25 protein-coding genes are annotated in these 24,682 nt (G+C 63.7%); 11 read left to right on the forward strand and 14 right to left on the reverse strand.

Annotated features, from left to right (window positions below):
- Positions 1-131 precede the first annotated feature (131 nt).
- The 3 genes from VGO12_RS00310 to VGO12_RS00320 all read right to left on the reverse strand — a co-directional run bounded on the left by VGO12_RS00310 (position 132) and on the right by VGO12_RS00320 (position 5,558).
- Positions 132-3,317 carry a multidrug efflux RND transporter permease subunit gene (locus VGO12_RS00310; RefSeq protein ID WP_327510760.1) on the reverse strand — a complete coding sequence of 1,062 codons (3,186 nt, stop codon included), beginning with the start codon at positions 3,315-3,317 and terminating at the stop codon, positions 132-134.
- Positions 3,318-3,448: 131 nt separating this feature from the next.
- Complete coding sequence (locus VGO12_RS00315) at positions 3,449-4,651, reverse strand: efflux RND transporter periplasmic adaptor subunit (protein WP_327510761.1); 1,203 nt, start codon at positions 4,649-4,651, stop codon at positions 3,449-3,451.
- An 82-nt stretch (positions 4,652-4,733) separates the two neighbouring features.
- Positions 4,734-5,558, reverse strand: coding sequence for an alpha/beta hydrolase fold domain-containing protein (locus VGO12_RS00320; protein WP_327510762.1), 825 nt, complete (start codon positions 5,556-5,558; stop codon positions 4,734-4,736).
- 140 nt (positions 5,559-5,698) lie between these two features.
- On the opposite strand from VGO12_RS00320, the gene VGO12_RS00325 reads away from it, so the two are divergent.
- A complete protein-coding gene (locus VGO12_RS00325; protein WP_327510763.1) occupies positions 5,699-6,610 on the forward strand; it encodes a LysR family transcriptional regulator in 912 nt (303 codons plus the stop codon).
- A 3-nt stretch (positions 6,611-6,613) separates the two neighbouring features.
- On the opposite strand, the gene VGO12_RS00330 is transcribed toward VGO12_RS00325, so the two are convergent.
- Entirely contained in the window at positions 6,614-7,009 is a 396-nt protein-coding gene (locus VGO12_RS00330) for a helix-turn-helix domain-containing protein (RefSeq protein WP_327510764.1), read from the reverse strand.
- A gap of 82 nt (positions 7,010-7,091) precedes the next feature.
- Here VGO12_RS00330 and VGO12_RS00335 point away from each other — a divergent pair, with 82 nt between their 5' ends.
- Entirely contained in the window at positions 7,092-7,409 is a 318-nt protein-coding gene (locus VGO12_RS00335; protein WP_327510765.1) for a multidrug efflux SMR transporter, read from the forward strand.
- A 92-nt stretch (positions 7,410-7,501) separates the two neighbouring features.
- On the opposite strand, the gene VGO12_RS00340 is transcribed toward VGO12_RS00335, so the two are convergent.
- The 3 genes from VGO12_RS00340 to dapD all read right to left on the reverse strand — a co-directional run bounded on the left by VGO12_RS00340 (position 7,502) and on the right by dapD (position 10,915).
- Positions 7,502-9,472 (reverse strand): DEAD/DEAH box helicase, encoded by a 1,971-nt coding sequence (locus VGO12_RS00340; protein WP_327510766.1) that lies wholly within the window; start codon positions 9,470-9,472, stop codon positions 7,502-7,504.
- Between the two features lie 188 nt (positions 9,473-9,660).
- The gene (locus tag VGO12_RS00345) at positions 9,661-10,053 is read right to left on the reverse strand and encodes a DUF805 domain-containing protein (protein WP_327510767.1); all 393 of its coding nucleotides are present in this window, start codon (positions 10,051-10,053) and stop codon (positions 9,661-9,663) included.
- A 4-nt stretch (positions 10,054-10,057) separates the two neighbouring features.
- Positions 10,058-10,915 carry a 2,3,4,5-tetrahydropyridine-2,6-dicarboxylate N-succinyltransferase gene (dapD, locus tag VGO12_RS00350; protein ID WP_327510768.1) on the reverse strand — a complete coding sequence of 286 codons (858 nt, stop codon included), beginning with the start codon at positions 10,913-10,915 and terminating at the stop codon, positions 10,058-10,060.
- Positions 10,916-11,270: 355 nt separating this feature from the next.
- On the opposite strand from dapD, the gene VGO12_RS00355 reads away from it, so the two are divergent.
- A complete protein-coding gene (locus tag VGO12_RS00355) occupies positions 11,271-12,170 on the forward strand; it encodes an LOG family protein (protein WP_327510769.1) in 900 nt (299 codons plus the stop codon).
- Positions 12,171-12,279: 109 nt separating this feature from the next.
- Here VGO12_RS00355 and VGO12_RS00360 read toward each other — a convergent pair whose 3' ends face one another.
- Both VGO12_RS00360 and VGO12_RS00365 read right to left on the reverse strand, forming a co-directional pair.
- Positions 12,280-12,801, reverse strand: a complete 522-nt coding sequence (locus VGO12_RS00360; protein WP_327510770.1) for a hypothetical protein — start codon at positions 12,799-12,801, stop codon at positions 12,280-12,282.
- Between the two features lie 131 nt (positions 12,802-12,932).
- The gene (locus tag VGO12_RS00365) at positions 12,933-13,646 is read right to left on the reverse strand and encodes a pyrimidine 5'-nucleotidase (protein ID WP_327510771.1); all 714 of its coding nucleotides are present in this window, start codon (positions 13,644-13,646) and stop codon (positions 12,933-12,935) included.
- A gap of 151 nt (positions 13,647-13,797) precedes the next feature.
- On the opposite strand from VGO12_RS00365, the gene VGO12_RS00370 reads away from it, so the two are divergent.
- The 4 genes from VGO12_RS00370 to VGO12_RS00385 all read left to right on the forward strand — a co-directional run bounded on the left by VGO12_RS00370 (position 13,798) and on the right by VGO12_RS00385 (position 17,480).
- Positions 13,798-14,589, forward strand: a complete 792-nt coding sequence (locus VGO12_RS00370; protein ID WP_327510772.1) for a sterol desaturase family protein — start codon at positions 13,798-13,800, stop codon at positions 14,587-14,589.
- Positions 14,590-14,646: 57 nt separating this feature from the next.
- Positions 14,647-15,561, forward strand: coding sequence for a DMT family transporter (locus tag VGO12_RS00375; protein ID WP_327510773.1), 915 nt, complete (start codon positions 14,647-14,649; stop codon positions 15,559-15,561).
- A 75-nt stretch (positions 15,562-15,636) separates the two neighbouring features.
- Positions 15,637-16,716 (forward strand): trifunctional transcriptional activator/DNA repair protein Ada/methylated-DNA--[protein]-cysteine S-methyltransferase, encoded by a 1,080-nt coding sequence (locus VGO12_RS00380; protein WP_327510774.1) that lies wholly within the window; start codon positions 15,637-15,639, stop codon positions 16,714-16,716.
- Positions 16,713-17,480 (forward strand): isocitrate lyase/phosphoenolpyruvate mutase family protein, encoded by a 768-nt coding sequence (locus tag VGO12_RS00385; protein WP_327510775.1) that lies wholly within the window; start codon positions 16,713-16,715, stop codon positions 17,478-17,480. The genes VGO12_RS00380 and VGO12_RS00385 overlap by 4 nt, the downstream gene beginning before the upstream one ends.
- Positions 17,481-17,559: 79 nt before the next feature.
- Here VGO12_RS00385 and argB read toward each other — a convergent pair whose 3' ends face one another.
- Positions 17,560-18,447 carry an acetylglutamate kinase gene (gene argB / locus VGO12_RS00390; protein ID WP_327510776.1) on the reverse strand — a complete coding sequence of 296 codons (888 nt, stop codon included), beginning with the start codon at positions 18,445-18,447 and terminating at the stop codon, positions 17,560-17,562.
- A 152-nt stretch (positions 18,448-18,599) separates the two neighbouring features.
- On the opposite strand from argB, the gene VGO12_RS00395 reads away from it, so the two are divergent.
- The 4 genes from VGO12_RS00395 (at position 18,600) to msrB (ending at position 21,389) form a co-directional block, all read left to right on the forward strand.
- Positions 18,600-19,139, forward strand: coding sequence for a sigma-70 family RNA polymerase sigma factor (locus tag VGO12_RS00395; RefSeq protein WP_327510777.1), 540 nt, complete (start codon positions 18,600-18,602; stop codon positions 19,137-19,139).
- Positions 19,136-19,858 carry an anti-sigma factor gene (locus tag VGO12_RS00400; RefSeq protein ID WP_327510778.1) on the forward strand — a complete coding sequence of 241 codons (723 nt, stop codon included), beginning with the start codon at positions 19,136-19,138 and terminating at the stop codon, positions 19,856-19,858. The genes VGO12_RS00395 and VGO12_RS00400 overlap by 4 nt, the downstream gene beginning before the upstream one ends.
- A gap of 230 nt (positions 19,859-20,088) precedes the next feature.
- Positions 20,089-20,646: a fasciclin domain-containing protein gene (locus VGO12_RS00405; protein ID WP_327510784.1), complete on the forward strand. Its 558-nt coding sequence runs from the start codon at positions 20,089-20,091 to the stop codon at positions 20,644-20,646.
- A 242-nt stretch (positions 20,647-20,888) separates the two neighbouring features.
- Complete coding sequence (gene msrB, locus VGO12_RS00410) at positions 20,889-21,389, forward strand: peptide-methionine (R)-S-oxide reductase MsrB (RefSeq protein WP_327510779.1); 501 nt, start codon at positions 20,889-20,891, stop codon at positions 21,387-21,389.
- 59 nt (positions 21,390-21,448) lie between these two features.
- On the opposite strand, the gene VGO12_RS00415 is transcribed toward msrB, so the two are convergent.
- The 4 genes from VGO12_RS00415 to yidC form a co-directional block, all read right to left on the reverse strand.
- Positions 21,449-21,988, reverse strand: coding sequence for a DUF1269 domain-containing protein (locus tag VGO12_RS00415; RefSeq protein WP_327510780.1), 540 nt, complete (start codon positions 21,986-21,988; stop codon positions 21,449-21,451).
- A gap of 127 nt (positions 21,989-22,115) precedes the next feature.
- Positions 22,116-22,769 carry a ribosome biogenesis GTP-binding protein YihA/YsxC gene (yihA, locus tag VGO12_RS00420; protein WP_327510781.1) on the reverse strand — a complete coding sequence of 218 codons (654 nt, stop codon included), beginning with the start codon at positions 22,767-22,769 and terminating at the stop codon, positions 22,116-22,118.
- A 56-nt stretch (positions 22,770-22,825) separates the two neighbouring features.
- Positions 22,826-23,758 carry a DMT family transporter gene (locus VGO12_RS00425; protein ID WP_327510782.1) on the reverse strand — a complete coding sequence of 311 codons (933 nt, stop codon included), beginning with the start codon at positions 23,756-23,758 and terminating at the stop codon, positions 22,826-22,828.
- Between the two features lie 154 nt (positions 23,759-23,912).
- Positions 23,913-24,682: membrane protein insertase YidC (gene yidC, locus VGO12_RS00430; protein WP_327510783.1), on the reverse strand; the 770-nt coding region annotated here is incomplete at its 5' end.

The following is a 24,682-nucleotide window of genomic DNA, read 5'->3' on the forward strand; positions in this document are numbered from 1 at the left end:
CTCGCGGGATGGGCGCCCGGCATCGGACGCAATACGGCGCCGCGCCTGGGCGGAGGCGCGACGCCGCAGCTTCGGCGGGCCGGAGTGATCCGGCCCGCCCTGAAGATCGCAGATTGGAAGGAGAAGGGGCGTTATTCTCCCGGCGCCAGATGCGGCGCATCGATGTGGGCTCCCGCGTGCTTCAGCGGCCGTTCGCCGGTGAGCTTGCGGATCAGCACGTAGAACACCGGCGTCATGAAGATGCCGAAGGCGGTGACGCCGATCATGCCGGCAAAGACCGCGATACCCATGGCCGAGCGCATTTCCGCGCCGGCGCCGGTGGACATCACCAGCGGAACCACGCCCATGATGAAGGCCATCGAGGTCATCAGGATCGGGCGCAGACGCAGCCGGCTCGCCTCGATCGCGGCCTTGATCGGCGTGCTGCCCGCCAGTTCCAGTTCGCGGGCGAACTCGACGATCAGGATGGCGTTCTTCGCCGATAGCCCGACGAGCACGATCAGACCGATCTGGGTGAAGACGTTGTTGTCGCCTCCCGTCAGCCAGACGCCCACCAGTGCCGCCATGATGCCCATCGGCACGATCAGGATGATGGCGATCGGCAACGTCAGGCTTTCATACTGGGCAGCCAGCACGAGGTAGACGAGCAGCAGCGCCAGAGGGAACACCAGCAGGCCCGAATTGCCAGCGAGGATCTGCTGGTAGGTCAGGTCCGTCCACTCGTAGCCGATGCCCGGCGGCAGGGTTTCGGCGGCGATACGCTCGATGGCAGCCTGTGCCTGGCCGGACGAGAAGCCCGGTGCCGGGCCGCCGTTGATATCGGCGGACAGGAAGCCGTTGTATCGGATCGCCCGTTCGGCACCCACCGTCTGCTCGACCTTCAGAAGCGCCGACAGCGGGATCATCTCGCCGGACTGCGAACGCACCTTCAGCTTGCCGATGTCGTCGGCGTGGCTGCGGTAGTTGGCGTCTGCCTGCATGCGCACGCTGTAGGTTCGGCCAAAGGCGTTGAAGTCGTTGACGTAGAGCGAGCCCAGGTAGATTTGCAGCGTTTCGAAGACGTCGGTGACGGCCACGCCGAGTTGGCGCGCCTTCACGCGGTCAAGGTCGGCATAGAGCTGCGGCACGTTGATCTGGTAGCTCGAATAGAGGCCGGCCAGTTCGGGTGCCTGGTAGGCCTTGGCAAGGAAGGCCTTGGCCGCCTCGTCGAGTGCCTGGTAGCCGAGGCCGTTCTTGTCCTCCAGCTGCAGCTTGAAGCCACCAGTGGTGCCGAGACCCTGTACGGGCGGCGGCGGGAACATGGCGATGAAGGCATCCTGGATGACGCCGAATTCCTGGTTGAGCTGCATGGCGATCGCGCCGCCGGAGAGCTCAGGCGTCTTGCGTTCCTCGAAGGGTTTCAGGGCGACGAAGACGATGCCGGAGTTAGACGAGTTGGTGAAGCCGTTGATCGACAGGCCCGGGAAGGCGATGGCGTTTTCGACGCCCGGGTGCTTGAGCGCGATCTCGCTCATGCGCTTGATCACGTCTTCCGAGCGATCGAGCGTGGCGGCATCCGGAAGCTGGGCGAAGCCGATCAGGTACTGCTTGTCCTGCGCCGGCACGAAGCCGCCCGGGACCGCGCGAAACAGCGTGAAGGTGACGCCGAGAAGCAGGACATAGACCACCATGACCAGCGACTTGCGCGTCAGGATGCGTCCGACGCCGCGGCCATAGGCTTCCGAGCTTGCGCCGAAGAAGCGGTTGAAGCCACGGAAGAACCAGCCGAACAACCTGTCCATCACCCGCGTCAGCCAGTCCTTCGGCGCGTGGTGGTCCTTCAGGAGAAGGGCGGCGAGCGCCGGAGACAGCGTCAGCGAGTTGAGCGCCGAGATCACGGTCGAGATCGCGATCGTCAGCGCGAACTGGCGATAGAACTGGCCGGTGAGCCCGGTGATGAAGGCGAGCGGCACGAACACGGCGACAAGCACCAGCGCGATCGCGATGATCGGGCCGGAGACTTCTCGCATGGCGCGGTAGGTCGCCTGGACAGGCGACAGGCCCTGCTCGATGTTGCGCTCGACGTTTTCCACCACGACGATCGCGTCGTCGACGACGATGCCGATTGCGAGCACCAGGCCGAAGAGACTGAGCGCGTTGATCGAGAAGCCGAAGACATACATGACGGCGAAGGTGCCGACGATCGAGACCGGCACGGCGACGAGCGGGATGATCGATGCGCGCCAGGTCTGCAGGAAGATGATGACGACGAGCACGACCAGCGCGATTGCTTCGAGCAGCGTATCGACCACCGATTCGATCGAGGCGCGCACGAACTGGGTCGTGTCGTAGACGATGCCGTAGTCGACGCCTTCCGGCATGGTGAGTTTCATCTCGGCCATGGCCTTGCGCACGTCGTCGGAAATCTGGATCGCGTTCGAGCCCGGGGCCTGGAAGACGGCCATGCCGACAGCCGGCTTGTTGTCGAGCAGCGAGCGCAGCGAATAGTCGGACGCGCCCATTTCGACGCGGGCGACGTCGCCGAGGCGGGTCACTTCGCCTTCTGCGCCGGACTTGACGACGATGTTCTCGAAGTCCTCGGGCGTCTGCAGGCGGCCTTGCGCGTTGACGGACAGCTGCAGGTCAAGGCCCGGGACGGACGGTGAAGCGCCGATGACGCCGGCTGCCGCCTGGACGTTCTGGCCGCGCACCGCATTGGCGATGTCGCCGGCGGCAAGGCCGCGCTCGGCTGCCTTCTGCGGGTCGATCCAGATGCGCATCGAATAGTCGCCGCCGCCGAAGATCTGCACCTGGCCGACACCTTCGATGCGGGCCAGCCGATCCTTGACGTTGAGCACACCGTAGTTGCGCAGATAGTTGATGTCGTACTGGCCGCTCGGCGAAAGCAGGTGCACGACCATGGTGAGGTCGGGCGAGCTCTTGACCGTGGTGATGCCGAGGCGGCGCACCTCTTCGGGCAAGCGCGGCTCGGCCTGCGAGACGCGGTTCTGCACGAGCTGCTGGGCCTGGTCGGGATCGGTGCCGAGCGCGAAGGTGACGGTCAGCGTCATCAGGCCATCGGCGGTCGCCTGGCTCTGCATGTAGAGCATGTCTTCGACGCCGTTGATCTGTTCTTCAAGCGGTGTCGCCACCGTCTCGGCGATGACCGCCGGGTTGGCGCCAGGGTATTGTGCGCGCACGACGATCTGCGGCGGCACCACTTCCGGGTATTCGGAGATCGGCAGATTGGTCATGCCGATCAGGCCGGCCACGAAGATCAGGACCGACAAGACGCCCGCGAAGACCGGGCGGTCGACGAAGAAGCGTGAGAAATTCATGGTATCCCCCTTGGGATGAGTTCGGGCAGACCTTGCCCGTGCGCGGCGAAAAGCGTCGCCGCGCGGCAGCTGTCTGCTGAGTGATGCCTGAGCTTGCCGCCTCTTCACATCGGGCGAAGAGGCGCTTCAGACTACTTGGCGATCGAGGCGGTTGTTTCCTCGACCTGCTGCGGCGCCACGAGGACACCGGGGCGAACCCGCTGCAGGCCGTTGACGACGATGTTCTCGCCCGACGCCAGACCGCTTTCGACGATGCGCAGACCGTCGGAATTCGGTCCGAGCTTCACCTGCCGGTACTCGACCTTGTTGTCGGTGCCGACGACGAAGACGAACTTCTTGTCCTGGTCGGAGCCGATGGCGCGGTCGCTGATGACAAGCTTTTCCTCCGGATCCGGCTCGCCGATGCGGATGCGGACGAATTGGCCCGGGATCAGCTTGCCGTCGGCATTTTCGAGCGCCGCACGCACCCGGATCGTGCCGGTTGCCGCATCCACCTCGTTGTTGATGAGCTGGATATGGCCGGAGATCGGCGTGCCTTCGTCTGCGGCGGTGCCAACCTGGACCGGAATGCGTTCGATGGCGCTGCCGCCGGCCGAAGCCGCGAGCCTGGCAAGCGCTGTGGTGACCACCTCTTCGCTGGCATTGAAGCTCGCATAGATCGGATCGACCGAGACGAGCGTCGTCAGCACCGGCGAGGCGGAACCGGCGGCGACCAGGTTGCCAGCGGTGACGTCGAGCCGGCCGACCCGGCCGGAAATCGGAGCACGCACCTCGGTATATTGCAGGTCGAGTTCGGCCGTGCGCAGCGCGGCCTTCGCCGAGCGCACTTCGGCCTGGGCTTCGTCATAGGCGCTGGCGCGCTGGTCGACGCTGCTCTGCGGCACGGCGCTGGTGGTCACCAGCTTGCGGCCGCGCTCGAGCTCGATCTTGGCAAGCGATACCCGCGCTTCGGCGGCCGACACCTGGGCTTTCGCCCGTTCGACGGCGGCCACGTAGGGCTCCGGATCGATCGTCACCAGCAAGTCGCCCTGCTTGACGAGGGCGCCTTCGCGGAAGTGGGCCTTCAGGATGGCGCCGCCGACCCGCGGGCGAACCTCGACCCGCTCGATCGCTTCGAGACGGCCGGAGAATTCCTCCCAGGTGGTGATGCGCTTGGATTGCGCCCGCGCCACCGAGACCGGCACGGCCGGCGGCGGCGCCGTCGCGGCGTCGGTTGCGGCATCCGCTTCGAAATGCTGCGGCAGGCCGAGCATGACGGCGCCACCGCCGGCGACAGACAAAAGGATACTCAGGCCGGCGCCCCAAAGGGCCCGGCGGGTCACTGTCGATGTCATAGTTTCTCTCCTTGCCGGTTGGGAGCCGGCGCTTTTGCTTTTCGGTGTCAGAGCAAGGGGAAGGCTTCGGCCATGACCCCTGTTAGCGCACCGTCATTTCCGCCGGCTTTGCCCCCGCTTTCTGGAAGAAGCGGGAGAAAATGCCGGTAATCTCTTGCTGCTGCGCAGCCCAGCTTTCCTTGGCGACCGTGTTTTGCGGTAGCCAGCCGGCGCGGCCGGGCAGGACGTGGGATTCAACCGATACGCCCGCCTGACGCAGCCGTTCGGCATAGGCTGCAGTCTCGTCGCGCATCGGACACTCCTCGCTGGTCAGGATCAGCGAGGGCACGAGGCCGGCGAGCCGCGTGCAATGGGCAGGTGCGGCATAGGGGTGGGTGAAACCACCGCTCTGGCCGAGATAACGCTGCCATCCATCGGCGATCGATTGCGCCGAGGATTGCGGACAGTATTGCCTGAACGATTCCGTTGCCAGGCACGGATCGAGCATCGGCGAGAGCAGGATCTGGCCCTTGAGGTCGCTCAGATACTGGTCACGCGCCATCAGCGCGGCACCGGCCGCAACATTGCCGCCCGCCTCTTCGCCAGCGACGAACAGCGACGATTTCTTGTGCGCGAATTGCGGGCAGCGCGAGCGCATCGACGCCAGCATGGCATAGGCGACCTCGAGCGCCGCGGGAAACGGATTGAGGCAGGCGGCCGAGTATTCCGGCGAGATCACCACCGCGCCAGCTGCCGCCAGCGCCTCGGCGACACGCTCACCGGCGGCGATCGTTCCACCCATGAAGGAGCCACCATGCAGGTGCAGCACCACCGGCGGCGGATTGAGCAAAGCTTCGCCGCGGTAGACGCGCGCCGTGCAGCAGCCCTGGGCCGTCTGCATCGTCTCCACTTTGAACTGTTCGCCCATCTCTCTTGCCTTCGGCCCGAGCTCAACCCACATGTGGCGACATCACGCCACGATAGGAGAATAACATTGTCTTCTGTCTGGAATAGTCTTTTCAATCTGATTACACTATTCGTATTCTCGAACAATCACGGCACTTGAAAATGGACCAGCTCACGGCCATGCGCGCGTTCCTCCGGGTCGTCGAGACCGGGAATTTCACCCGCGCTTCTGCTTCGCTGAATATGCCCAAGGCGACGCTCACCAATCTCATTCAAGGGTTGGAGGCGCATCTGCGCACGAAGCTTCTGAACCGCACCACCCGCCGGGTGCTGGTGACGCCCGATGGCGCGCTTTATTATGAACGCGCCGCCCGCCTGCTGACCGATCTCGACGAGCTCGACGGCAGCCTGTCGAGCGCCCAGACGCTGCCGAAGGGGCGGTTGCGGGTGGAAATGGCGAGCGCGATCGCCAATCTGATCGTCATTCCGGCGCTGCCCGAGTTTCACAAGCGGTACCCCGATATCCAGATCGATCTCGGCGTCTCCGATCGCACGGTCGACTATGTGGCGGAGAACGTCGATTGCGCCATTCGCGTCGGCGCTCTGACCGACCAGTCGCTGATTGCGCGACGCATCACCGAGATGAGTTTCGTTGCCTGCGCCGCGCCCGATTATCTGACACGCCACGCGACGCCGCGCCATCCGTCGGACCTTTCGAAGAACTGCTATGTCGTCGGCTATTTCCGGCCACAGACCGGGCAGCAGATGCCGTTCTACTTCAAGCGCGGCAACGAGGAGGTCGAGGTCAACGGCCGCTACACGGTGGCCGCGAATGAATCGACCACCTACCTTGCCGCCGCGCGCGCGGGCCTCGGTGTCATCCAGGCGCCGCGTTTCATGGTGCGCGACGATCTCCTGTCCGGCGCGATGCGGCCGGTGCTGGAGGATTGGGAAGTCGAATCCATGCCGATCTATCTGGTCTATCCGCCGAACCGGCACCTGAGCAGCCGCCTGCGCGTCTTTGCCGACTGGGTGGTGAAGGTCGTCGCCCAGTCGCAGCTCGACGCGGCCTGAGCCTCAACTGCGGCGCCTGGCGTCGTAACGTTCGCGCGCCGCGTCGAGTGTGGCGAAATGCGTCTCCGCCCAGCGGTCGAGCACCAGCAGGGTTTCGCTCAGCGACCGGCCGACCGGGCTCAGGCTGTATTCCACATGCGGCGGCACGGTCTTCATGTCCTTGCGGATGACGAGGCCGTTGCGCTCCAGTTCCTTCAGCGTCTGCGTCAACATCTTTTGCGAGACGTCGCCGAGCCGTCGCATCAGTGCGGCGTTGCGCATCGGCCCTTCTTCGAGCGCCGAAATGATCAGCATCGGCCATTTTCCGGCGATCAGTTCCAGCGCATGACGCGACGAGCAGGTCGGGTCAAAGACATCGGGCACAGAGGTCGGTGGCGAGGGGCTATCCGGATTTTTCATAGTTACCAAAAGGTGCGTAATTGCTCTTCGGTGCTCACCCTACCAGATTGATCCACATGTGAGAAATCCAATGGAGACGAACATGGCATGGGTCATTCTGATAGCGGCGAGCCTGGTGGAGATCATCATGGGGTTGGCGCTGAAATATGCGGAGGGCTGGACAAAACTGGTGCCGAGCGTGATCGGCATCGCGGCTGCACTCGGTAGCGTGTACCTGCTGGCAATCGCGATGCGCGACCTGCCGGCCGGCACCGCTTATGCCGCCTGGACCGGCATCGGGTCTGTCGGCATCACGGTGCTCGGCATCGTGCTCTTCGGCGACCCGGTTTCCTTCATGCGGGTCGCCTGCATTGCGATGATCATCGTTGCTGTCGCCGGTCTTCGTTTCCTGGAAGCTTGAGACCGTATCGCCCGCAATCCTGCTCATGAAAAAAGCGCCGCGATTGGATCGCGGCGCCTTTTGATTGTCTGTGAACTCTGCCCGTGCCAGGTTTAGCCCTGGCGGTTCTTGGCGTTGCCCTTCGGCTTGGTCTTGGGCTTGAAGCCGCCGTCCTTGCCCGCGTCAGGCTTGCCCTTCTTCTTGTTGCTCCAGGGCTTGTCGGCAGCCTTTGCCGGCGGCCGATCCTCGGTGTAGGCCGGGCCTTCGGAATAACCGGGCTTCTTGTCGAACTTGCGCTTCGGCTTGAAGTCGCCGCGATCGTCGCTTCGCGCGGTGTCGTCGGAATAGGGGCGCTTCTTGGCAAAGCTGGGCTTGTCCTTGGAGAAGTTCGGCTTGTCCCGGGAGAAGCTCGGCTTTTCCTGCCGCTGCTGCGACAGATCCGGCGCGCCGGGAAGCGGCTTCACGCGAATGCCCTTCTCCAGCATCTTGTCCTTGCCGATGGCCGACAGGAAGCGTTCAGCACCCTCGGCGGTCATTTCGACGAAGGTTTCTTCCTGCTGCATGCGGATCGCGCCGATGTCGCGCTTGGTCAGCTTGCCGTGGCGGCAGAGCATCGGGATCAGCCAGCGCGGCTCAGCGCTCTGCTTGCGGCCGACCGAGAGCGAGAACCAGCTGCCGTCGCTGAAATCCGCGCGGTCGGCGCCAAAATCCTCGCGCGGTCCACGATCCTCGCGCGGTGCGCGTTCGTCGCGGCGCGGCTTGGCGCCAACGGTAACCTCGATCAGGTCCTCCGGTGCCGAGCGGCCCGAGCGGAACTGGCGCACGAAGGCGGCGGCCATCTGTTCGGCGCCGTGGCGCTCGAGAAGGGCCGCCACGATCGCCTCTTCGTCCTCGCGGATCGGTTCGGCAAAGCTCGTGTCGGCGAGCAGGCGCTCGTCGTCACGCTGGCTGACCTCGTCGGCCGACGGCGGGCGTGCCCAGGTCGCGGTGATCCGGCCGCCGTCGAGCAGGCGCTCGGCCTTGCGGCGCTGGTTGACCGGCACGATCAGTGCGCTGACCCCCTTCTGGCCGGCGCGTCCGGTGCGGCCGCTGCGGTGAAGCAGCGTCTCGGAGTTGGTCGGCAGATCCGCGTGGATGACGAGCTCCAGGCCCGGCAGGTCGATGCCGCGGGCGGCGACGTCTGTCGCAATGCAGACGCGGGCGCGACCGTCGCGCATGGCCTGCAGCGCATGGGTGCGTTCGTTCTGGCTCAGCTCGCCCGACAGTGCCACGACCGAGAAGCCGCGATTGTTGAAGCGGGCGGTCAGATGGTTGACGGCGGCACGCGTCGAACAGAAGACGATGGCGTTGCGGGCTTCATAGTAGCGCAGCACGTTGATGATCGCGTTTTCGCGATCGTTCGGCGCGACCGTCAGCGCGCGATACTCGATATCGACGTGCTGCTTCTGTTCGGAAGCGGTGCTGATGCGCACGGCATCGCGCTGGTAGTTCTTGGCAAGCGTCGCGATCGACTTCGGCACGGTGGCCGAGAACATCAGCGTACGGCGGTCTTCCGGGGATTCTTCAAGAATGAATTCGAGGTCTTCGCGGAAGCCGAGATCGAGCATCTCGTCGGCCTCGTCGAGCACGATGGCGCGCAGCGACGAAATGTCGAGCGAGTTGCGGCGGATGTGGTCGCAGAGACGGCCGGGCGTGCCGACGACGATATGGGCGCCGCGCTCGAGCGCCCGCTTTTCGGTGCGCATGTCCATGCCGCCGACACAGGAGGCGATCGTCGCGCCGGTCTCGCCATAGAGCCATTCAAGCTCGCGCTTGACCTGCAGCGCCAGTTCGCGCGTCGGAGCAATCGCGAGCGCCAGCGGTGCGCCGGCCGGGCCGAACCGGCGTTCGTCGCCGAGCAGCGTCGGCGCCAGCGCCAGGCCGAAGGCGACGGTCTTGCCGGAGCCGGTCTGCGCCGACACCAATGCGTCGCGCTCCGCGAGTTCCGGGTCGCGCATCGCCTTTTGAACCGGCGTCAATTCGTTGTAACCGCGTTTTGCCAACGCCTCGGCGATCGCAGGCGCGATCCCTTCGAATTCAGTCATATCTTGTCTTTCGGATTTCGGTCGTCATGCCCGAGACGATCGGATCGTCTCGGCGGCAATTGCCGCGGCCAACACGTCGCGGGCCTGTTCATCGCGCGCTACATACGCGTTTGGGCCGTTCTTGTACAGGCCCGAGCGTCTGAAGCACGACAACGACGATGCAAGGGGTATCCCGCCGTGGTTCCGGTTTACCCGATCGAGGGGCCTGGCTGGTCGCTATGGGCACCGAATTCGTTGGGGCCAGGCGTGCCCGGCCAGAGGCACAGCGCGATGAAGACGACGGGGCTCAGCACCGGGATGAACAGGCAGAGCGACAGCGGGCCGGGGTAGCCGATATCGTGCAGGCGCTTGATCGCCAGCATCGCGATCGAGGGAAGAGAGATGACGCTCGAGACTACGAGTGAAAGGGTCCAGAACGCCAGCACCGTCTCGTTGCCTTCGTTGGCGACCATCCTGGCGACCATGAAACCGGCGATCAGAACCCAGAACAGCCAGGACAGAAAGAAGGGGAAGCGGCCGACGCGACCGGAGGGGCTGAAGAACAGCCAGGCCATACTCGGCTGTGGCCCCTCCGGTGTCATCGCGTCAGTCTCTGAGCAGTTCGTTGATGCCGGTCTTCGAGCGGGTCTTTTCATCGACGCGCTTGACGATCACGGCGCAGTAGAGGTTCGGCGCCGGCTGGCCGTTCGCCATGGTGTTGCCTGACGGCAGCGAGCCGGCGACGACGACGGAGTAGGGCGGTACTTCGCCGTAGGTGATTTCACCGGTGGCACGATCGACGATCTTGGTCGACTTGCCGATGAAGACGCCCATGCCAAGCACCGAGCCCTCGCGCACGATGCAGCCTTCGACCACCTCCGAGCGGGCACCGATGAAGCAGTTGTCCTCGATGATCGTCGGGCCGGCCTGCATCGGCTCCAGCACGCCGCCGATGCCGACGCCGCCGGACAGGTGCACGTGCTTGCCGATCTGTGCGCAGGAGCCGACGGTCGCCCAGGTGTCGACCATGGTGCCCTCACCGACATAGGCGCCGAGGTTGACGAAGGAGGGCATCAGGATCGCGTTCGGAGCGATGTAGGCCGAGCGGCGCACGACCGCGTTCGGAACCGCGCGGAAGCCGGCCTTCTCGAACTCGTTGACGCTCCAGCCGTCGAACTTCGACGGCACCTTGTCCCACCACACCGACTGGCCCGGGCCGCCCTTGATGATTTCCATCGGGTTGAGGCGGAAGGAGAGCAGCACGGCTTTTTTCAGCCACTGATTGACCATCCACACGCCGTCTTCGCCGCGCTCTGCGACGCGCACCTTGCCGCTATCGAGCAGGTTGAGCGCCGTCTCGACGGCGTCGCGCACCTGGCCGCGCGTTCCGGTGTTGACGGAATCGCGGTCTTCAAAGGCGGCGTCGATCGTCTTCGACAGGGAGGCAAGGTCGTGGTTCGTCATCGGAATTCCTTAAAGTTCGGCGGTTATCCTGCGAAAGCTCTACTGCATAATTGCGGAAATCGGAATCGATTTAAGGACAAAATTATGCGGCGGATCTCGATGCTAAGGCGATCCCGGCGCGGCTTCAAACGCGCGCGACCGCGAAACTGTTCCTGAAAAGTTGAAGGACTTTTCAGAGCCCTTGGCTGGCCGGGGCTTGGCAAAGCGAGGCGACTGCGGCACTACAGCGCCGCGCGTCCTTCGGATGCGCTTGTGGCCGCTTGGAAGTGCTTGCGAGCTTCATGACAGAGGACTGAGGATAGGACGCGTCTGGACGGGATGCCGATTGTCCGGAACGCGACGGGAAGACGACACGATGGCACGAATGAAGAAACGCGCGCTGCGCCGCAAGGACGGGGTCTGGGATCCCTTGGCCGACAGCTCGCAGAGCCGGCAACGCGCGCAGACGGTTCCGCTCACGCCGCAGTCGGCCTCGCCCTCCTATCGCCTCGCCTATATCGACGACGATTTCCTCTGCCGCGAAGAACTGCGTCCGATCCGGCTGCAGCTCGAACTCTTGAAGACCGAAATGATGCTCGAAGAGCGCGGCATCAACTCGACCGTCGTCATGTTCGGCGGCGCCCGCATTCCCGAGCCCGGCGGCGATGCCTGGGCGGCGAAGAACGAGACGCAGCGCAAGAACCTGGAGGCGGCCTCGGTCTATTACGAGGAAGCGCGCAAGTTTGCGCGGCTCTGCTCGGAGCACTCGGCCAAGCTCGGCTACAAGGAATATGTCGTGGTCACCGGCGGTGGGCCGGGCGTGATGGAAGCGGGCAACCGCGGTGCCGACGATGTCGGCGCGCCGTCGATCGGGCTCAACATCGTGCTGCCGCACGAACAGGCACCGAACCGCTTCGTGACCCCGGAACTGTCGTTCAACTTCCACTACTTCGCCATCCGCAAGATGCATTTCCTGCTGCGCGCCAAGGCCGTCACGGTGTTTCCCGGCGGCTTCGGTACGCTCGATGAGCTGTTCGAGACGATGACGCTGATGCAGACCGGGCGGCTTGCACTGGTTCCGCTCATCCTTTTCGGTGAGAAATTCTGGCGCTCGATCGTCAATTTCGAGGCGCTGGCCGAATTTGGCACGATCGCGCCCGATGACGTCGATCTCTTCCACTTCGTCGAAACGGCTGACGAAGCCTGGCAGATCATTTCGAAGTTCTACGAGACTGTCGATCCGAAGTCGGTGCCCATGGCGAACGGTCGTCGCTAAGACGGCCGGCGTTCTCAAATGCGCATAGCCCCTCGCTGGGGGGAGCAAGGGGCTATCGCCAGCCAGGAGCCTCTCCACCGGGCGGTGGGGAGAGAGAGAAGAGCTCCCGTCAGATCTTTTTGGTGAAATCGGCGGCGTCGATGACGCCGTCGCCGTTCTTGTCACGCCGCTTGAACATGGCTTCCGCAGCACTTGAGACTTCGCTCGTGCTCAGCGCTCCGTTGCCGTCGGCGTCGATGCGCTTGAAGGCCTTTGGCCTCAGGCCCGGCAACATTGCCGGACGGGCTTCCTTCAACTTGGCAAGGGCGGTCTCGCGCTCGGCTCCGGTCTTGTCCTTGGCGTCCTTGAAGGCCTTGCGCGCCTCGCGGAAGGCTTCGCGCTTCGCCTTCATTTCTTCCGTGCTGATCTGACCGTCGCCATTGGTGTCGAAGGTCTTGAAGTTGTCGGAGATTCGCGCCTGGAACTCGGTGAGCGAAACCTTCTGGTCCTTGTTGGTGTCGAGGCGCTCAATCATGCGCTCGCCCCGCTGCTCGGGCGTCATCTTGTCGCGTGCGGCAAACGAAGGGCCGGCCATTGCGGTGACGGCGACGGAGAGCGCGGTCACGCCAAGGATCAGGATCTTGTTCGGCATCATGCTTCCTTTCGATCGGGGTTTGTCCCTGATCGAAAGGATAGACGCTGAAACGCGCGGCACCAGTTAAACTTTGGTAATTTAAGTCATTGGCCGGAAAGAGGTTTTTTGCCGGCGAAATTGTGTCGCGACTAGAGGTCGGAGGTCACCTGGCGCAGGAACCGGGTGAGGTCTTCCGTCACGAAGTCGATCTGCTCGTCGGTGTCGTTCGACTTTTCCCAGGACTCCGCGAAGGTGTATTCGAGGTTCTGCGGCACCAAGAGCACCGTCTTCATGCCGAGCGCTTTCGGCACGAGCAGATTGCGCGGCAGATCCTCGAACATGACGGCGTTCTGGGTATCGACCCGGTGCAGGCTCATGAACTTGTCATAGGTTTCGCCAGCCGGCTTCGGCACGAAATCGGCGGCGACAATGTCGAAGATGTCGTCAAAATGGTCGAGAATGCCGAGCGCTCTCGCGGTCATCTCGGCATGTGCAACGCTGCCATTGGTGAAGATGAACTTGCGTCCGGGCAGCGACCTAATGGCCTCGCCGAGCGCCGGATCGGCGGGCACGATCGAATAGTCGATCGCATGCGCCTGCTCGAGAAACTCGTTCGGGTCGATGCCGTGATGGATCATCAGGCCTTTGAGCGTCGTGCCGTGGTCGCGGTAATAGTCCTTCTGCAGCTTCTTGGCATCGGCCGGATCCAGCGACAGGAGCTTTGCCACATAGGCCGTCATGTTGCGGTCGATCTGCGCAAACAGGTTGACGTGGTGCGGGTAGAGCGTGTTGTCGAGATCGAACACCCAGTCGGTGACATGGGCGAATTCGGAACGGGTCGGCAGTCGGTCGAGCTTTTTCATGACCGCCTTATGACACGCCCGCGAAGGGCGGCAAACGGGAAAATGGCGAAGCGATGCCTGCGAGCGCAATGCTGGCGCATAGATTAGCGCTTTGAATTGCCCGGTGCGCGTGGCATCTTCCGCCTCGCAGGTTCTTGGCTCGGGGATGCCAATGTCGGACGAAGTGTTCTATCTGCTGTTCCTGTTCGGGTTCTACTCGTTCACCGTCGTGACCTATTTCGCCGTCGGCTACGGCATCACCTGGCTCAACGAGCGCAACCCCGAGCGCAAGATCCAGAAGGGGCGCGGCACCGACAGGCGGCGCCGGGCCGAGATCCAACAGAGCCTCAAGTCGATGTTCAGCGCCTGCCTGCCGCTGACGATCGGCCTTTACGCCCAGCAGAAGGGTTGGGCGCTGGCGCCCTGGGATTTCAACTGGTGGTGGGCATTGCCGCTCTTCCTGCTCAGCATGGTCCTCTACGACGCCTGGTTCTATTTCATGCACCGGCTGCTGCACACCAAATGGCTCTATCCGCTGCATTCCCTCCATCACCGGAGCGTCGCCCCGACGATCTGGAGCACCTATTCCGAAGACGTCTTCGACAACTTCCTGCTGCAGAGCTTTTCCGCCGTCGTCGTCTTCGTCGTGCCGTTTCCGCCGGCAATCCTCATCGGGCATCGGCTGTTCGAGCATTTCAACGGCATGATCGGCCACTGCGGCTTCGAATATTTCGCCACGTCGACGGCGCGTTCTCCCTCGCCGTTGCTGTGCACGACGTTCCACGACCAGCATCATCAGAGCTTCAGGTACAACTACGCCAACTATTTCTCCTTCTGGGATCGCGTGCTCGGCACGCTGGCGCCAAACTACGATCAGCGGGTGAAGACGTTCGAGGACGAAGCGCCGCGGATCACGATCAGCCCGTCCCTTGACCTCGCCGAGGTACAGGAGAAGGCGGACTGACGCGCCGCAGCCTGCGGGGCCTTGGCAATGTTGCGGGCAGCGTGCTAGCTCGCAGCCATGGAAACCTGGGTCCTTATCACCGTCGCTGCGGCCTTCCTTCAGAACGTCCGCTCCGCAATGCAGAAACACCTGAAAGGCGTCATGGGCACGACGGGCGCGACCTTCGTGCGCTTCGGCTTCGGCCTGCCCTTCGCGCTCCTTTACCTGTTTCTGCTCTGGCAGGTGATGGGCCGCCCGCTTCCGGTTCCCAACGGCACCTTCTTCCTGTGGGCGGTCATTGGTGGCCTGGCGCAGATCGCCGCGACCTTCCTGCTCGTCCATCTCTTCTCGTTCCGCAATTTTGCGGTCGGCACCGCCTATTCGCGCACCGAACCGGCGCAGGCGGCGGTGTTTGGCCTCATCTTCCTCGGCGAGAAGGCGAGCCAGGGCACGCTGGTGGCGATCGCCATCTCGGTCGTCGGCGTGATGCTGATCTCGGTGGCGCGCACGACCCTCAGCGCGCGCACGCTTTTGACCTCGGTGTTCAGCCGCACCGCCGGCATCGGCCTGCTCTCGGGAACCTTCTTCGGCCTTTCCGCCGTTGCCTACCGTTCAGCGTCGCTCGCGCTCGCCCCAAGCCTGCCTCATCCCGACTATGTCATGCAGGCGAGCTATACGCTCGGCTTCGTCATCCTGTTGCAGACCGTGGTCATGCTCATCTGGATCGTGCTGCGCGAACGCGAGGAATTGCCGCGCATCGCCGCCGCCTGGAAACCGGCCTTCGTCGTCGGTTTCGTCGGCGCGTCGGCCTCCTTCGGTTGGTTCATGGCGATGACCCTGCAGCAGGCCGCGGTGGTCAAGGTGGTCGCCCAGGTGGAGATGCTCTTCACCTTCGCCTCGTCCTTCTTCATCTTCCGCGAATGGATCAACCGGCTCGAGCTTCTGGGCTGCCTGCTGATCGTGCTCGGCGTGGTGATGCTGGTCCTGATCTGAGGACCGCGCGGACCTCACAAAATAGACGCCCGAAAACCGGCGTCGCGCGCGCCTCGGTCATGATAGAACCTGGGCATGTTGTTTGATCTTCCCTCCGACGAAACGCTCTACGACGCCCTGATGGCGCGCAGCAGCGAATACGAAGGTTCGGCCTTCGTCTGCGTCAAGACGACCGGCGTCTTTTGCCGCCTGTCCTGCCCGGCCCGCAAGCCGAAACGCGAAAACACGATCTTCGTGGGTTCGATCGGCACCTGCCTTGAAACCGGCTTCCGTCCCTGCCAGCGCTGCCGGCCGCTCGCCACGTTCGGCGCCAAGGATCCGCTCGTCGAAGACCTCCTGCAGGCGCTGGAAGCGGCCCCCGAGCGACGCTGGAGCGAGGACGACCTTGTTCGTCGCGGCCTCGATCCCTCGACCGTTCGGCGCGCCTTCAAACGCACGCTCGGCATCACCTTCCTCGATTTGGCCCGGCATCGTCGGCTGGGGCTTGCCGCCCGCCAACTCGCGAACGGTGGGCGGGTGATCGATGCCCAACTCGACGCCGGCTACCAATCGCCTAGCGGCTTTCGTGCCGCCTTCCAGCGACTGCTCGGCGACGCACCGGCCGCCGCTTTGGGGCGGGAGCTGCTCTCCTTCGACTGGATCGAGACGCCGATCGGCCCCATGGTCGCGATCGGCGACGCCACACATCTGCATCTGCTTGAGTTCCACGATCGCAAGGCGTTGCCGACGGAACTCGCGGCGCTGAAGCGCGCGACACGCTCCGCAATCGTCCCTGGCAGGACGGCGCCGATCGACAGGATCGAAGGCGAACTGAAGGCTTATTTCGCGGGCGATATGGGCGCATTCCAAACGCCGCTTGCGCCCGGAGGGACGCCTTTCGAGCGCAACGTCTGGGAGAAGCTCGTGAAAATTCCCGCTGGCGGCACGCGGTCCTATGGTGACATTGCCCGCGAGGTCGCTACGATCCAGTCCGCGCGCGCCGTGGCCCATGCCAACGGGTCCAACCGGATCGCCATTGTCATTCCCTGCCATCGCTGCATCGGTGCGGATGGCTCGCTCACGGGTTACGGCGGTGGGCTCTGGCGGAAGCAGTGGCTGCTCCGGCACGAGGCTAAAGCAAGACCAGTCAGTCTGTTTGCGGAGGAAACGCAATGAACCAGAAGGAAAAGGCGCTCGCCTTTGCCGCCCTGCACAAGAAGGGCGACCCTGTGGTGCTCTACAACATCTGGGACGCCGGCAGCGCCAAGGCGGTTGCCGAGGGAGGCGCCAAGGCGCTTGCCACCGGCAGCTGGTCGGTGGCCGCCGCCCACGGGTTCGGCGACGGCGAGAAGGTGCCGCTGGCATGGCTTGCCGATATCGCCCGGCTGATCGTCGCGAGCACCGATCTGCCCGTCAGCATCGACTTTGAAGGCGCCTATTCCGACGATCCGGCGACGGGGGCCGCGAACGTGTCCCGCATCCTCGACGTCGGCGCGATCGGCATCAATTTCGAGGATCAGGTGGTCGGCAAGGGCGGCGTGCACGCGGTTGAAAAGCAGGCGGCGCGCATCCGCGCCATCCGCGACATGGCCGACCGACGCGGCATCCCGCTGTTCATCAATGCCCGCACCGACCTCTTCCTGCAGGAGAGCGACGAGAGCCGGCATGCGGGCCTCGTGGACGAGGCGATCGCCCGCGGCAAGGCCTACGCGCAAGCGGGCGCCAACGGCTTCTTCGTGCCGTGGCTGGTGGACGAAGCGCTGATCGCCAAGGTCTGTGCCGCCTCCAGCCTGCCGGTCAACATCATGATGCGGCCGGCAGCACCCGATGTGAAGACGCTTGCCGGTGCCGGCGTTTCCCGCGTCAGCTATGGCCCAGGGCCCTATCGCGCGATGATGGAGACATTGAAGGCGGCGGCGGCGGAGATCTACAAGGCCTGACGGTTCTCAAACGAAAAGCGGGAGAAGGCCTGAACCTTCTCCCGCTTGCTTGTCGGTCGGCAGGTGCCCGATCGGTTGATCAGGGAACGATGAGCGTGCCGGCGCCGCGTTCGGTGAAGATTTCGAGCAGCACCGAGTGGGCGGTCTTGCCGTTGAGGATGACGACGCCCTGGACGCCGGCTTTGATGGCGTCGATGCAGGTCTCGACCTTCGGGATCATGCCGCCGGAAATCGTGCCGTCGGCAATCAGCGCACGGGCCTGGGAGACCGAAAGCTCCTTGATCAGCTTGCCTTCCTTGTCGAGCACGCCGGGGACGTCCGTCAGGAACAGGAGGCGCGTGGCGTTCAGCGCTCCGGCAATGGCGCCGGCAAACGTGTCGGCGTTGATGTTGTAGGTGTGGCCGTCGCGGCCCGGCGCCACGGGCGCGATCACCGGGATCATCTCCGAGCGGGCAAGCAGGTCGATCAGCGTGCGGTCGACTTCGACCACTTCGCCGACGAAGCCGAGATCGAGCACGCGCTCGATGTTGCTGTCCGGATCCTTGATGGTCTTGCGCGCCTTTTCGGCGAAGACCATGTTGCCGTCCTTGCCGCAAAGGCCGATCGCCCATTCGCCCGTCTGGTTGATGAGCGCGACGATCTCCTTGTTGATCGAGCCGGCAAGCACCATCTCGACGATCTCGACGGTCTTTTCGTCGGTGACGCGCAGGCCGCCCTCGAACTTCGATTCGATGCCCATCTTCGTCAGCATCGCGCCGATCTGCGGGCCGCCGCCGTGCACGACGATCGGGTTGACGCCCGACTGCTTGAGGAGCGCGATGTCGCTGGCGAAGGCGCGGCCGAGCTCGGCGTTGCCCATGGCGTGGCCGCCATATTTGACGACGATCGTCTTGTTCTCGTAGCGCTGCATGTAGGGCAGGGCCTGGGTGAGCAGGCGTGCCTGGATTTCACTTTCATTGGCGGACATGGCGGACCCTCGAAAAATACCGGCTGCTGTTTAGCGCAAGTTCCGGACTGATGGAATGATCGGAGAGCAACATAAAGCCGGAATGACATGGCTGGTGCATTGCGAATTGCGCGCTATGTTCGTCAGCGGATGAGGCTACGGGGCGTATCTTTATGGTCGACGAGGATATAGCCGGGCTGCTCGGCCGCGTTTCGCTCGGCGATCGCGATGCCTTCGCCGAACTCTATCGGCAAACGAGCCCGAAACTTTTTGGCATCTGCCTGCGTATTCTTGGAAACAGGGGGGAAGCGGAAGAGGCGCTGCAGGAAATCTACGTCAAGATCTGGCAGCGTGCCGGCCGATATTCGCAAGGACAGGCGGCGGCGACCGCCTGGCTGGCGGCAATCGCGCGCAATCAGGCGATCGATCTCATCAGAGCGCGCAAACCGGCCGCCAATGTCATTGACGAAGCCTACGATTTGGCTGATCCTGCTGCCGACCCGGAAAATTCGGCAGTTGTAAGAGCAGAGGGCAGGCGGATCGACGCCTGCATGGAGAAGCTTGAAAAGGATCGCGCGGACGCGGTGCGACGTGCCTACGTCGACGGTCTGAGTTATCAGGAGCTGGCGGATATCTTCGCCGTGCCGCTGAACACGATGCGGACCTGGCTAAGGCGCAGCCTGCTGAAGCTGCGAGAGTGTATGGAGCGATGACAGCACCTACTCCAGAGGGCCATGACTTTCGCCGCGACGAGGTGATCGCCGGCGAGTACGTGCTTGGCGTGTTGTCGGCTGACGACCGCCGCAAGGTCGAGGCGCGCCTTGCCTCCGACCGCAATTTTGCGGCCATGGTCGATCGCTGGCAGAGCAATCTTTCCTCCTTCGACGACGCCTATGATGCGGTGGTGCCGCCGCCCAGGGCCTTTTCCGCGATCGAGCGGCGGCTTTTTGAATTGCCGCGCTCCGAAACGGTGCAACCGCGCCGCGGCCTCTGGCATTCATTGGTGCTTTGGCGTGGTCTGGCGCTGGTCTCCCTTGCGGCGGTCATGGTCATGGGCGCTTCGCTCGCCGGTCTTTTCAAGGCGCCGGCGACGGGGACATCGCTTGTCGCCGACATGGCGGGCAAAGGCACCGCTATCGATCTCGTCGCCCGCTACGACCGCGGATCCGGACGGTTGAAGGTGACGCCGGTTGCAGCAAGACAGGCGGAGCAGAAATCGCTTGAACTCTGGTTGATCAACGGCAGCAATCCGGCAATCTCGCTTGGCATCCTGCCGCAGTCCGGCGAAGGCGAGATTGCAGTGCCATCCGCCTTCCAGTCGAGAATATCGACCGGTTCGGTTCTGGCGGTCAGCGTCGAGCCGATGGGCGGATCGCCGACCGGATCGGCGACCGGCCCGATCATCGCACTTGGCAAGGCGCGCACCCCCTGATGCAGCAATTCAAAGCTCCGCAGCGACCATTGCGCGGCTGATGAGACGCACGGCGCCGTAGCGCGAGTCCCGGCGGGAAATACCATCTTTATCAGATGCTTATGTTTTCTGAAAATTCCTGAAACTCTTTTCCCGATGCTTCCGTTGCTTGTTTTGTTCCCGCTCATGGGAGCGGCAGCTTCGGCGGGGCGGCAGACACGTCGCCTCCCTCAACAGCAAGGAAGAGAATGATGTTCACGCCCGCTATCCGCCTGATCGCAACAGCGTCCCTCTTTGCGGCAAGCGCCTTTGTCGCCCATGCCGAAAACCCGATGGTCGGCGGCGCGCCGATGTATGCCAAGAAGAATATCATCGAGAACGCCGTCAATTCGAAGGACCACACGACGCTGGTCGCGGCCGTCAAGGCGGCCGGTCTGGTGAAGACCCTGGAGGGCAAGGGTCCGTTCACGGTCTTTGCGCCGACCAACGAAGCCTTCGCAGCCTTGCCTGCCGGTACGGTGGAAACCCTGCTGAAGCCCGAAAACAAGGACAAGCTCACCAAGGTTCTCACCTGCCATGTCGTTTCCGCCGATGCGATGTCCTCGACGATCGCCAAGATGGTCAAGGACGATGGTGGTGAGCACGATGTGAAGACGGTCGGCGGCTGCGTGCTCAAGGCCAAGGAGGACGGCGGCAAGCTGACGCTGACCGACGAGACCGGCGGCACCGCGACGGTAACGATCGCCGACGTCAAGCAGTCGAACGGCGTCATCCATGTGATCGACAAGGTCTTGTTGCCCAAGGGTTGACGTGGTTCGCAACGGGGTCGCTGGACAGATCGCTGCGCACGCAACCGGTTGCACGTGAGCACTGCAGCGCCGCGCGACCCGCAGCCAAGGTGGATCCCCCTCGTCTTGGCCCCTTGCCACCGGTCGTCCGGCCGGTGGCGTTTTCGCTTTTCGCCTCACGGCGCTTTGATCGGCATTGTTTTGCCGTGGTCGCGTCGCGCCGCTATCGTCTCAAGGCGGCGTGCAGCCAATGGGAGGGATCCATGATTACCCGGCGTATCTTTCTGATGGCAGGCACGGCACTGGCCGCTGCAATCGCGTTTCGCGGTCTGACGCCGCTTGCGCTGGCTGCCGGCGCGGAAGCCTTCGAAGTGGTCAAGACAGATGAGGAGTGGCGAGCGACGCTGACGGACGACCAGTACCGCATCCTGAGGCACGAGGATACGGAACGGCCCTTCACCAGCGCGCTGAACCACGAAAAGCGCAAGGGGGTCTTCCAATGCGCCGGCTGCAACCTGCCGCTCTATTCGTCCGCGGCAAAGTATGACAGCGGCACGGGCTGGCCGAGCTTCTGGCAGTCCTTGCCGGGCGCGGTCGCGACGCGGAAGGACAGTTCGATGGGGATGACCCGCACCGAGTGCCATTGCCGCCGGTGCGGCGGCCATCTCGGTCACATCTTCGACGATGGCCCGCCACCGACCGGGATGCGGCATTGCATCAACGGTCTGGCGCTCGCCTTCATGCCTGCGGCAAAATCCAGTTGAAGCAAGGCGCTCTCGCTTGCGTGAGAGCGCCCTGAAGGCCGACAGCGCCGAGGAGCGCCTTAGAAAGAGCCGGGCGCCGGCGATGGCGTCGCCGCACCGGACAGTGCCGCCTGCAGCTTCTGCTCCTGCTCCGGCGACAGCGACGTCTTTAGCACGCGCCCGCGGACATTGGGAAATTCGGCAAGCACCTTCTCGGGCTGAACCTTGCGCACGAGGATGAACAGCGCCGAGGAGTTGTTCGGGATCGTATTGCCGAGCGATTTGATGAACTCGTCGTCGATGCCGTAGTCCGTCAGCGAACCGGACAGTGCGCCTGCGCCAGCGCCGAGTGCGCCGCCGATCGCAAAGCCGGCCAGCGGATTGAGAAACAGCAGGCCGACCAGCCCGCCCCAGATCGAACCGGAGAGCAGGCCCGACGTGGCGCCGACCGCCGTCAGATTGAGGCTCTGCTTGAGATGAACCTTGCCTTCGCCGTCACGCACGACAACGACAGCGTCTTCCAGGTCGATCAGGTATTCCTTCTTCAGGCCGGCAAGCTTGACGAGGACCTTGTCGGCTTCATCGGGCGCATCGAACCCGACAACGATCAAATCGGACATGTTTGTCTCCTGTCTCTGGGCGCGCCGTGGCTTCAGGCGCAACGCAGAGATAGGGCAGTTTGCATGTCGGGGTAGTGACAGAGATCAAAGACGTTGAACTTAAGGGATGCGTGCCCCGCCAACGGGACTATCGCGCAATCGCCGTCACGATCGCTGCCCGCAGGTCATCAAGGCCCTCGCCCTTTTCCGAGGAGGTCGAGAGGACCTCGGGGAAGGCCGCTGGCCGCTTCTTGATCTTGTCGAGCGTCTCGGCAACCAGCCGCGGCACACCGGCGACCTTGATCTTGTCCGTTTTGGTGAGCACGATCTGGTAGGAGACGGCTGCCTTGTCGAGCAGGTCGAGCACGTCCTCGTCGTTCTTCTTGAGGCCGTGTCGGCTGTCGATCAGCACATAGACGCGTTTTAGCGTCGAGCGGCCGCGCAGATAGTCGAAAACCAGCTTCGTCCAGGCATCGACCTGATCCTTCGGCGCCTGGGCATAACCGTAGCCGGGCATGTCGACGAGCGCCATCGGCGGCAGGTCGTCGGCGGCACCAGAGAAGCCATCGGGAACGAAGTAGTTGAGCTCCTGCGTGCGGCCGGGCGTGTTCGAGGTTCTGGCCAGCCCCTTGTGGCCGACCAGCGCGTTGATGAGCGAAGACTTGCCGACATTCGAGCGACCGGCGAAGGCGATCTCGGCCGGACCTTCCGGCGGCAGGAACTGCATCGAGGGGACGCCGCGAATGAAAATCCACGGCCGGCCGAACAGCGGCTTGTCGTCTTTGGGTCTGGTTTCGGCCATCGGTTATCGGTCCTTCGTCGAGAAAGCCCATGGCTTCAAGGTTTTGGCCGCGGATGTCAAGGCGTCGGCGTGCGCACCGGCCGGGTCGGAATGGTCTGCTGGCGGCGAAACTCGTTGAAGAGGTAGGCAAGCAGCGCCAGGAAGATGAAGCTTCCGCCGATGATCGTCCGGCCGCTCGGCACTTCGCCATGGATGATGGCGACCCAGACCGGCCCAAGCACGGTTTCCGCCGTGCCGATGAGGGCGGCCAGCGCCGAGGGCACCAGACGCGCGCCGGTGACGAACATCGCCATGCCGAGCCCGAGGTTGAAGGCGCCGAAAACGAAGAGCAGGGCGAGTTCGCCGCCGGTGACCGAGAGGTCGGACGACTGGCTCGCCGCAATCGCGGCGGCGGCAAAACAGCCAAAGCAGGTGGCCGGCGTCATGCGCACATGCGGGTAGCGGCGGGTAATCACGGTTGCGAGCGCAAAGACGATGGGGATCAGCAACGCCAGCGCGTCGCCGACCGGCGAGACGGTGCCGGTCAGGCTTTCCGACACCATGATGCCGACCCCGACGACCACGGCGGTGATCGCCCCCCAGGTGAAGCGCGAGACCCGTTCGCGGAAGAAGATCCAGCTCATCAAGGCCGCAAACAGCGGCACGCCGGCGCCGAGCAACAGGACATTGGCGATCGTCGTATGGGAGATGGCGATGATGAACGAAGTCGAGGCGATGGTGAAGCAGAGGCCGACGGCAACGCCCGGCCATCCCATGCCCTTGAACAGCGCCACCGTGCCGCGCGGTCCGTCGCGCACGAGCATGAAGGCGAGCAGGAACAGACCCGCGAAGAGGCAGCGCCAGAACACGATCGTCCAGCTGTCGGGGATTTCCAGGAAACGGGCGATGGCGCCGCCGAAACTCCAGAAGAAAGCTGAACCGAAGACGAGCAGCGCGCCAAGTCTTTCGTTGGCGGCAAGCGGCGCGGAAGAGGCGGGTTGATGCGTCATGATGCGGTTCGCCAAGGAGATGGTGGAGAATAGTGCGGATCGGGGCCTGTCGACGCCCGCATCCGCGCCGCCGTCTGTCGCATGTCGGCCCGCCAAAGAAAAGGCCCCAAACCTTGCGGTTCGGGGCCTCCTTTAAGCCGTTTGCCTTGCAGCGTCATTCCGCCGGTTTGGGCTTTTTCGTAAACAGACCCTTCAGGTTGTCGAAGAGCTCGATCTTGACGCCCTGGCGCTTCATGATGATCGACTGCTGCAGCACCGAAAGCGTGTTGTTCCAGGCCCAGTAGATCACGAGACCGGCCGGGAACGACGCCAGCATGAAGGTGAAGACCACCGGCATCCAGGTGAACAGCATCGCCTGGGTCGGATCCGGCGGCGTCGGGTTCATGCGCATCTGCACGAACATGGTGACGCCCATGATGATCGGCCAGACGCCGAGATGCAGGAAGGCCGGACCATCGAAGGGCAGCAGGCCGAAAAGGTTGACGATCGTCGTCGGGTCCGGCGCCGAGAGGTCGCGGATCCAGCCGAAGAACGGAGCGTGGCGCATCTCGATGGTGATGTAGATCACCTTGTAGAGCGCGAAGAACACCGGGATCTGGATCAGGATCGGCCAGCAGCCGGCGAGCGGATTGATCTTCTCGTCCTTGTAGAGCTGCATCATCGCCTGCTGCAGGCCCATACGGTCGTCGCCGTGCTTCTTCTTCAGTTCCTCCATCTTCGGCTGAACCTTCTTCATGTTCGCCATCGAAGCATACTGCTTGTTGGCGAGCGGGAAGAAGATGGCCTTGACGACGATCGTGGTGATCAGGATCGCGATGCCGAAGTTGCCGAACAGACGGAAGAAGAAATCCATCATTTTGAACATCGGCTTGGTGATGAAGTAGAACCAGCCCCAGTCGATCAGCTTGTCGAAATTGGGGATCG

The organism is Ensifer sp., assembly GCF_035999135.1.
Lineage (GTDB): Bacteria > Pseudomonadota > Alphaproteobacteria > Rhizobiales > Rhizobiaceae > Ensifer.

Coding starts and splice junctions, on each gene's coding strand:
- VGO12_RS00375 (WP_327510773.1), top strand. CDS start 14,647: ATGGAAACCTGGGTCCTTATCACCGTCGCTGCGGCCTTCCTTCAGAAC.
- VGO12_RS00360 (WP_327510770.1), bottom strand. CDS start 12,801: ATGCCGAACAAGATCCTGATCCTTGGCGTGACCGCGCTCTCCGTCGCC.
- argB (WP_327510776.1), bottom strand. CDS start 18,447: ATGTCCGCCAATGAAAGTGAAATCCAGGCACGCCTGCTCACCCAGGCC.
- VGO12_RS00345 (WP_327510767.1), bottom strand. CDS start 10,053: ATGACACCGGAGGGGCCACAGCCGAGTATGGCCTGGCTGTTCTTCAGC.
- dapD (WP_327510768.1), bottom strand. CDS start 10,915: ATGACGAACCACGACCTTGCCTCCCTGTCGAAGACGATCGACGCCGCC.
- VGO12_RS00330 (WP_327510764.1), bottom strand. CDS start 7,009: ATGAAAAATCCGGATAGCCCCTCGCCACCGACCTCTGTGCCCGATGTC.
- msrB (WP_327510779.1), top strand. CDS start 20,889: ATGATTACCCGGCGTATCTTTCTGATGGCAGGCACGGCACTGGCCGCT.
- VGO12_RS00315 (WP_327510761.1), bottom strand. CDS start 4,651: ATGACATCGACAGTGACCCGCCGGGCCCTTTGGGGCGCCGGCCTGAGT.
- VGO12_RS00405 (WP_327510784.1), top strand. CDS start 20,089: ATGTTCACGCCCGCTATCCGCCTGATCGCAACAGCGTCCCTCTTTGCG.
- VGO12_RS00310 (WP_327510760.1), bottom strand. CDS start 3,317: ATGAATTTCTCACGCTTCTTCGTCGACCGCCCGGTCTTCGCGGGCGTC.
- yihA (WP_327510781.1), bottom strand. CDS start 22,769: ATGGCCGAAACCAGACCCAAAGACGACAAGCCGCTGTTCGGCCGGCCG.
- VGO12_RS00340 (WP_327510766.1), bottom strand. CDS start 9,472: ATGACTGAATTCGAAGGGATCGCGCCTGCGATCGCCGAGGCGTTGGCA.
- VGO12_RS00400 (WP_327510778.1), top strand. CDS start 19,136: ATGACAGCACCTACTCCAGAGGGCCATGACTTTCGCCGCGACGAGGTG.
- VGO12_RS00415 (WP_327510780.1), bottom strand. CDS start 21,988: ATGTCCGATTTGATCGTTGTCGGGTTCGATGCGCCCGATGAAGCCGAC.
- VGO12_RS00335 (WP_327510765.1), top strand. CDS start 7,092: ATGGCATGGGTCATTCTGATAGCGGCGAGCCTGGTGGAGATCATCATG.
- VGO12_RS00320 (WP_327510762.1), bottom strand. CDS start 5,558: ATGGGCGAACAGTTCAAAGTGGAGACGATGCAGACGGCCCAGGGCTGC.
- VGO12_RS00355 (WP_327510769.1), top strand. CDS start 11,271: ATGGCACGAATGAAGAAACGCGCGCTGCGCCGCAAGGACGGGGTCTGG.
- VGO12_RS00365 (WP_327510771.1), bottom strand. CDS start 13,646: ATGAAAAAGCTCGACCGACTGCCGACCCGTTCCGAATTCGCCCATGTC.
- VGO12_RS00425 (WP_327510782.1), bottom strand. CDS start 23,758: ATGACGCATCAACCCGCCTCTTCCGCGCCGCTTGCCGCCAACGAAAGA.
- VGO12_RS00395 (WP_327510777.1), top strand. CDS start 18,600: ATGGTCGACGAGGATATAGCCGGGCTGCTCGGCCGCGTTTCGCTCGGC.
- VGO12_RS00370 (WP_327510772.1), top strand. CDS start 13,798: ATGTCGGACGAAGTGTTCTATCTGCTGTTCCTGTTCGGGTTCTACTCG.
- VGO12_RS00380 (WP_327510774.1), top strand. CDS start 15,637: ATGTTGTTTGATCTTCCCTCCGACGAAACGCTCTACGACGCCCTGATG.
- VGO12_RS00325 (WP_327510763.1), top strand. CDS start 5,699: ATGGACCAGCTCACGGCCATGCGCGCGTTCCTCCGGGTCGTCGAGACC.
- VGO12_RS00385 (WP_327510775.1), top strand. CDS start 16,713: ATGAACCAGAAGGAAAAGGCGCTCGCCTTTGCCGCCCTGCACAAGAAG.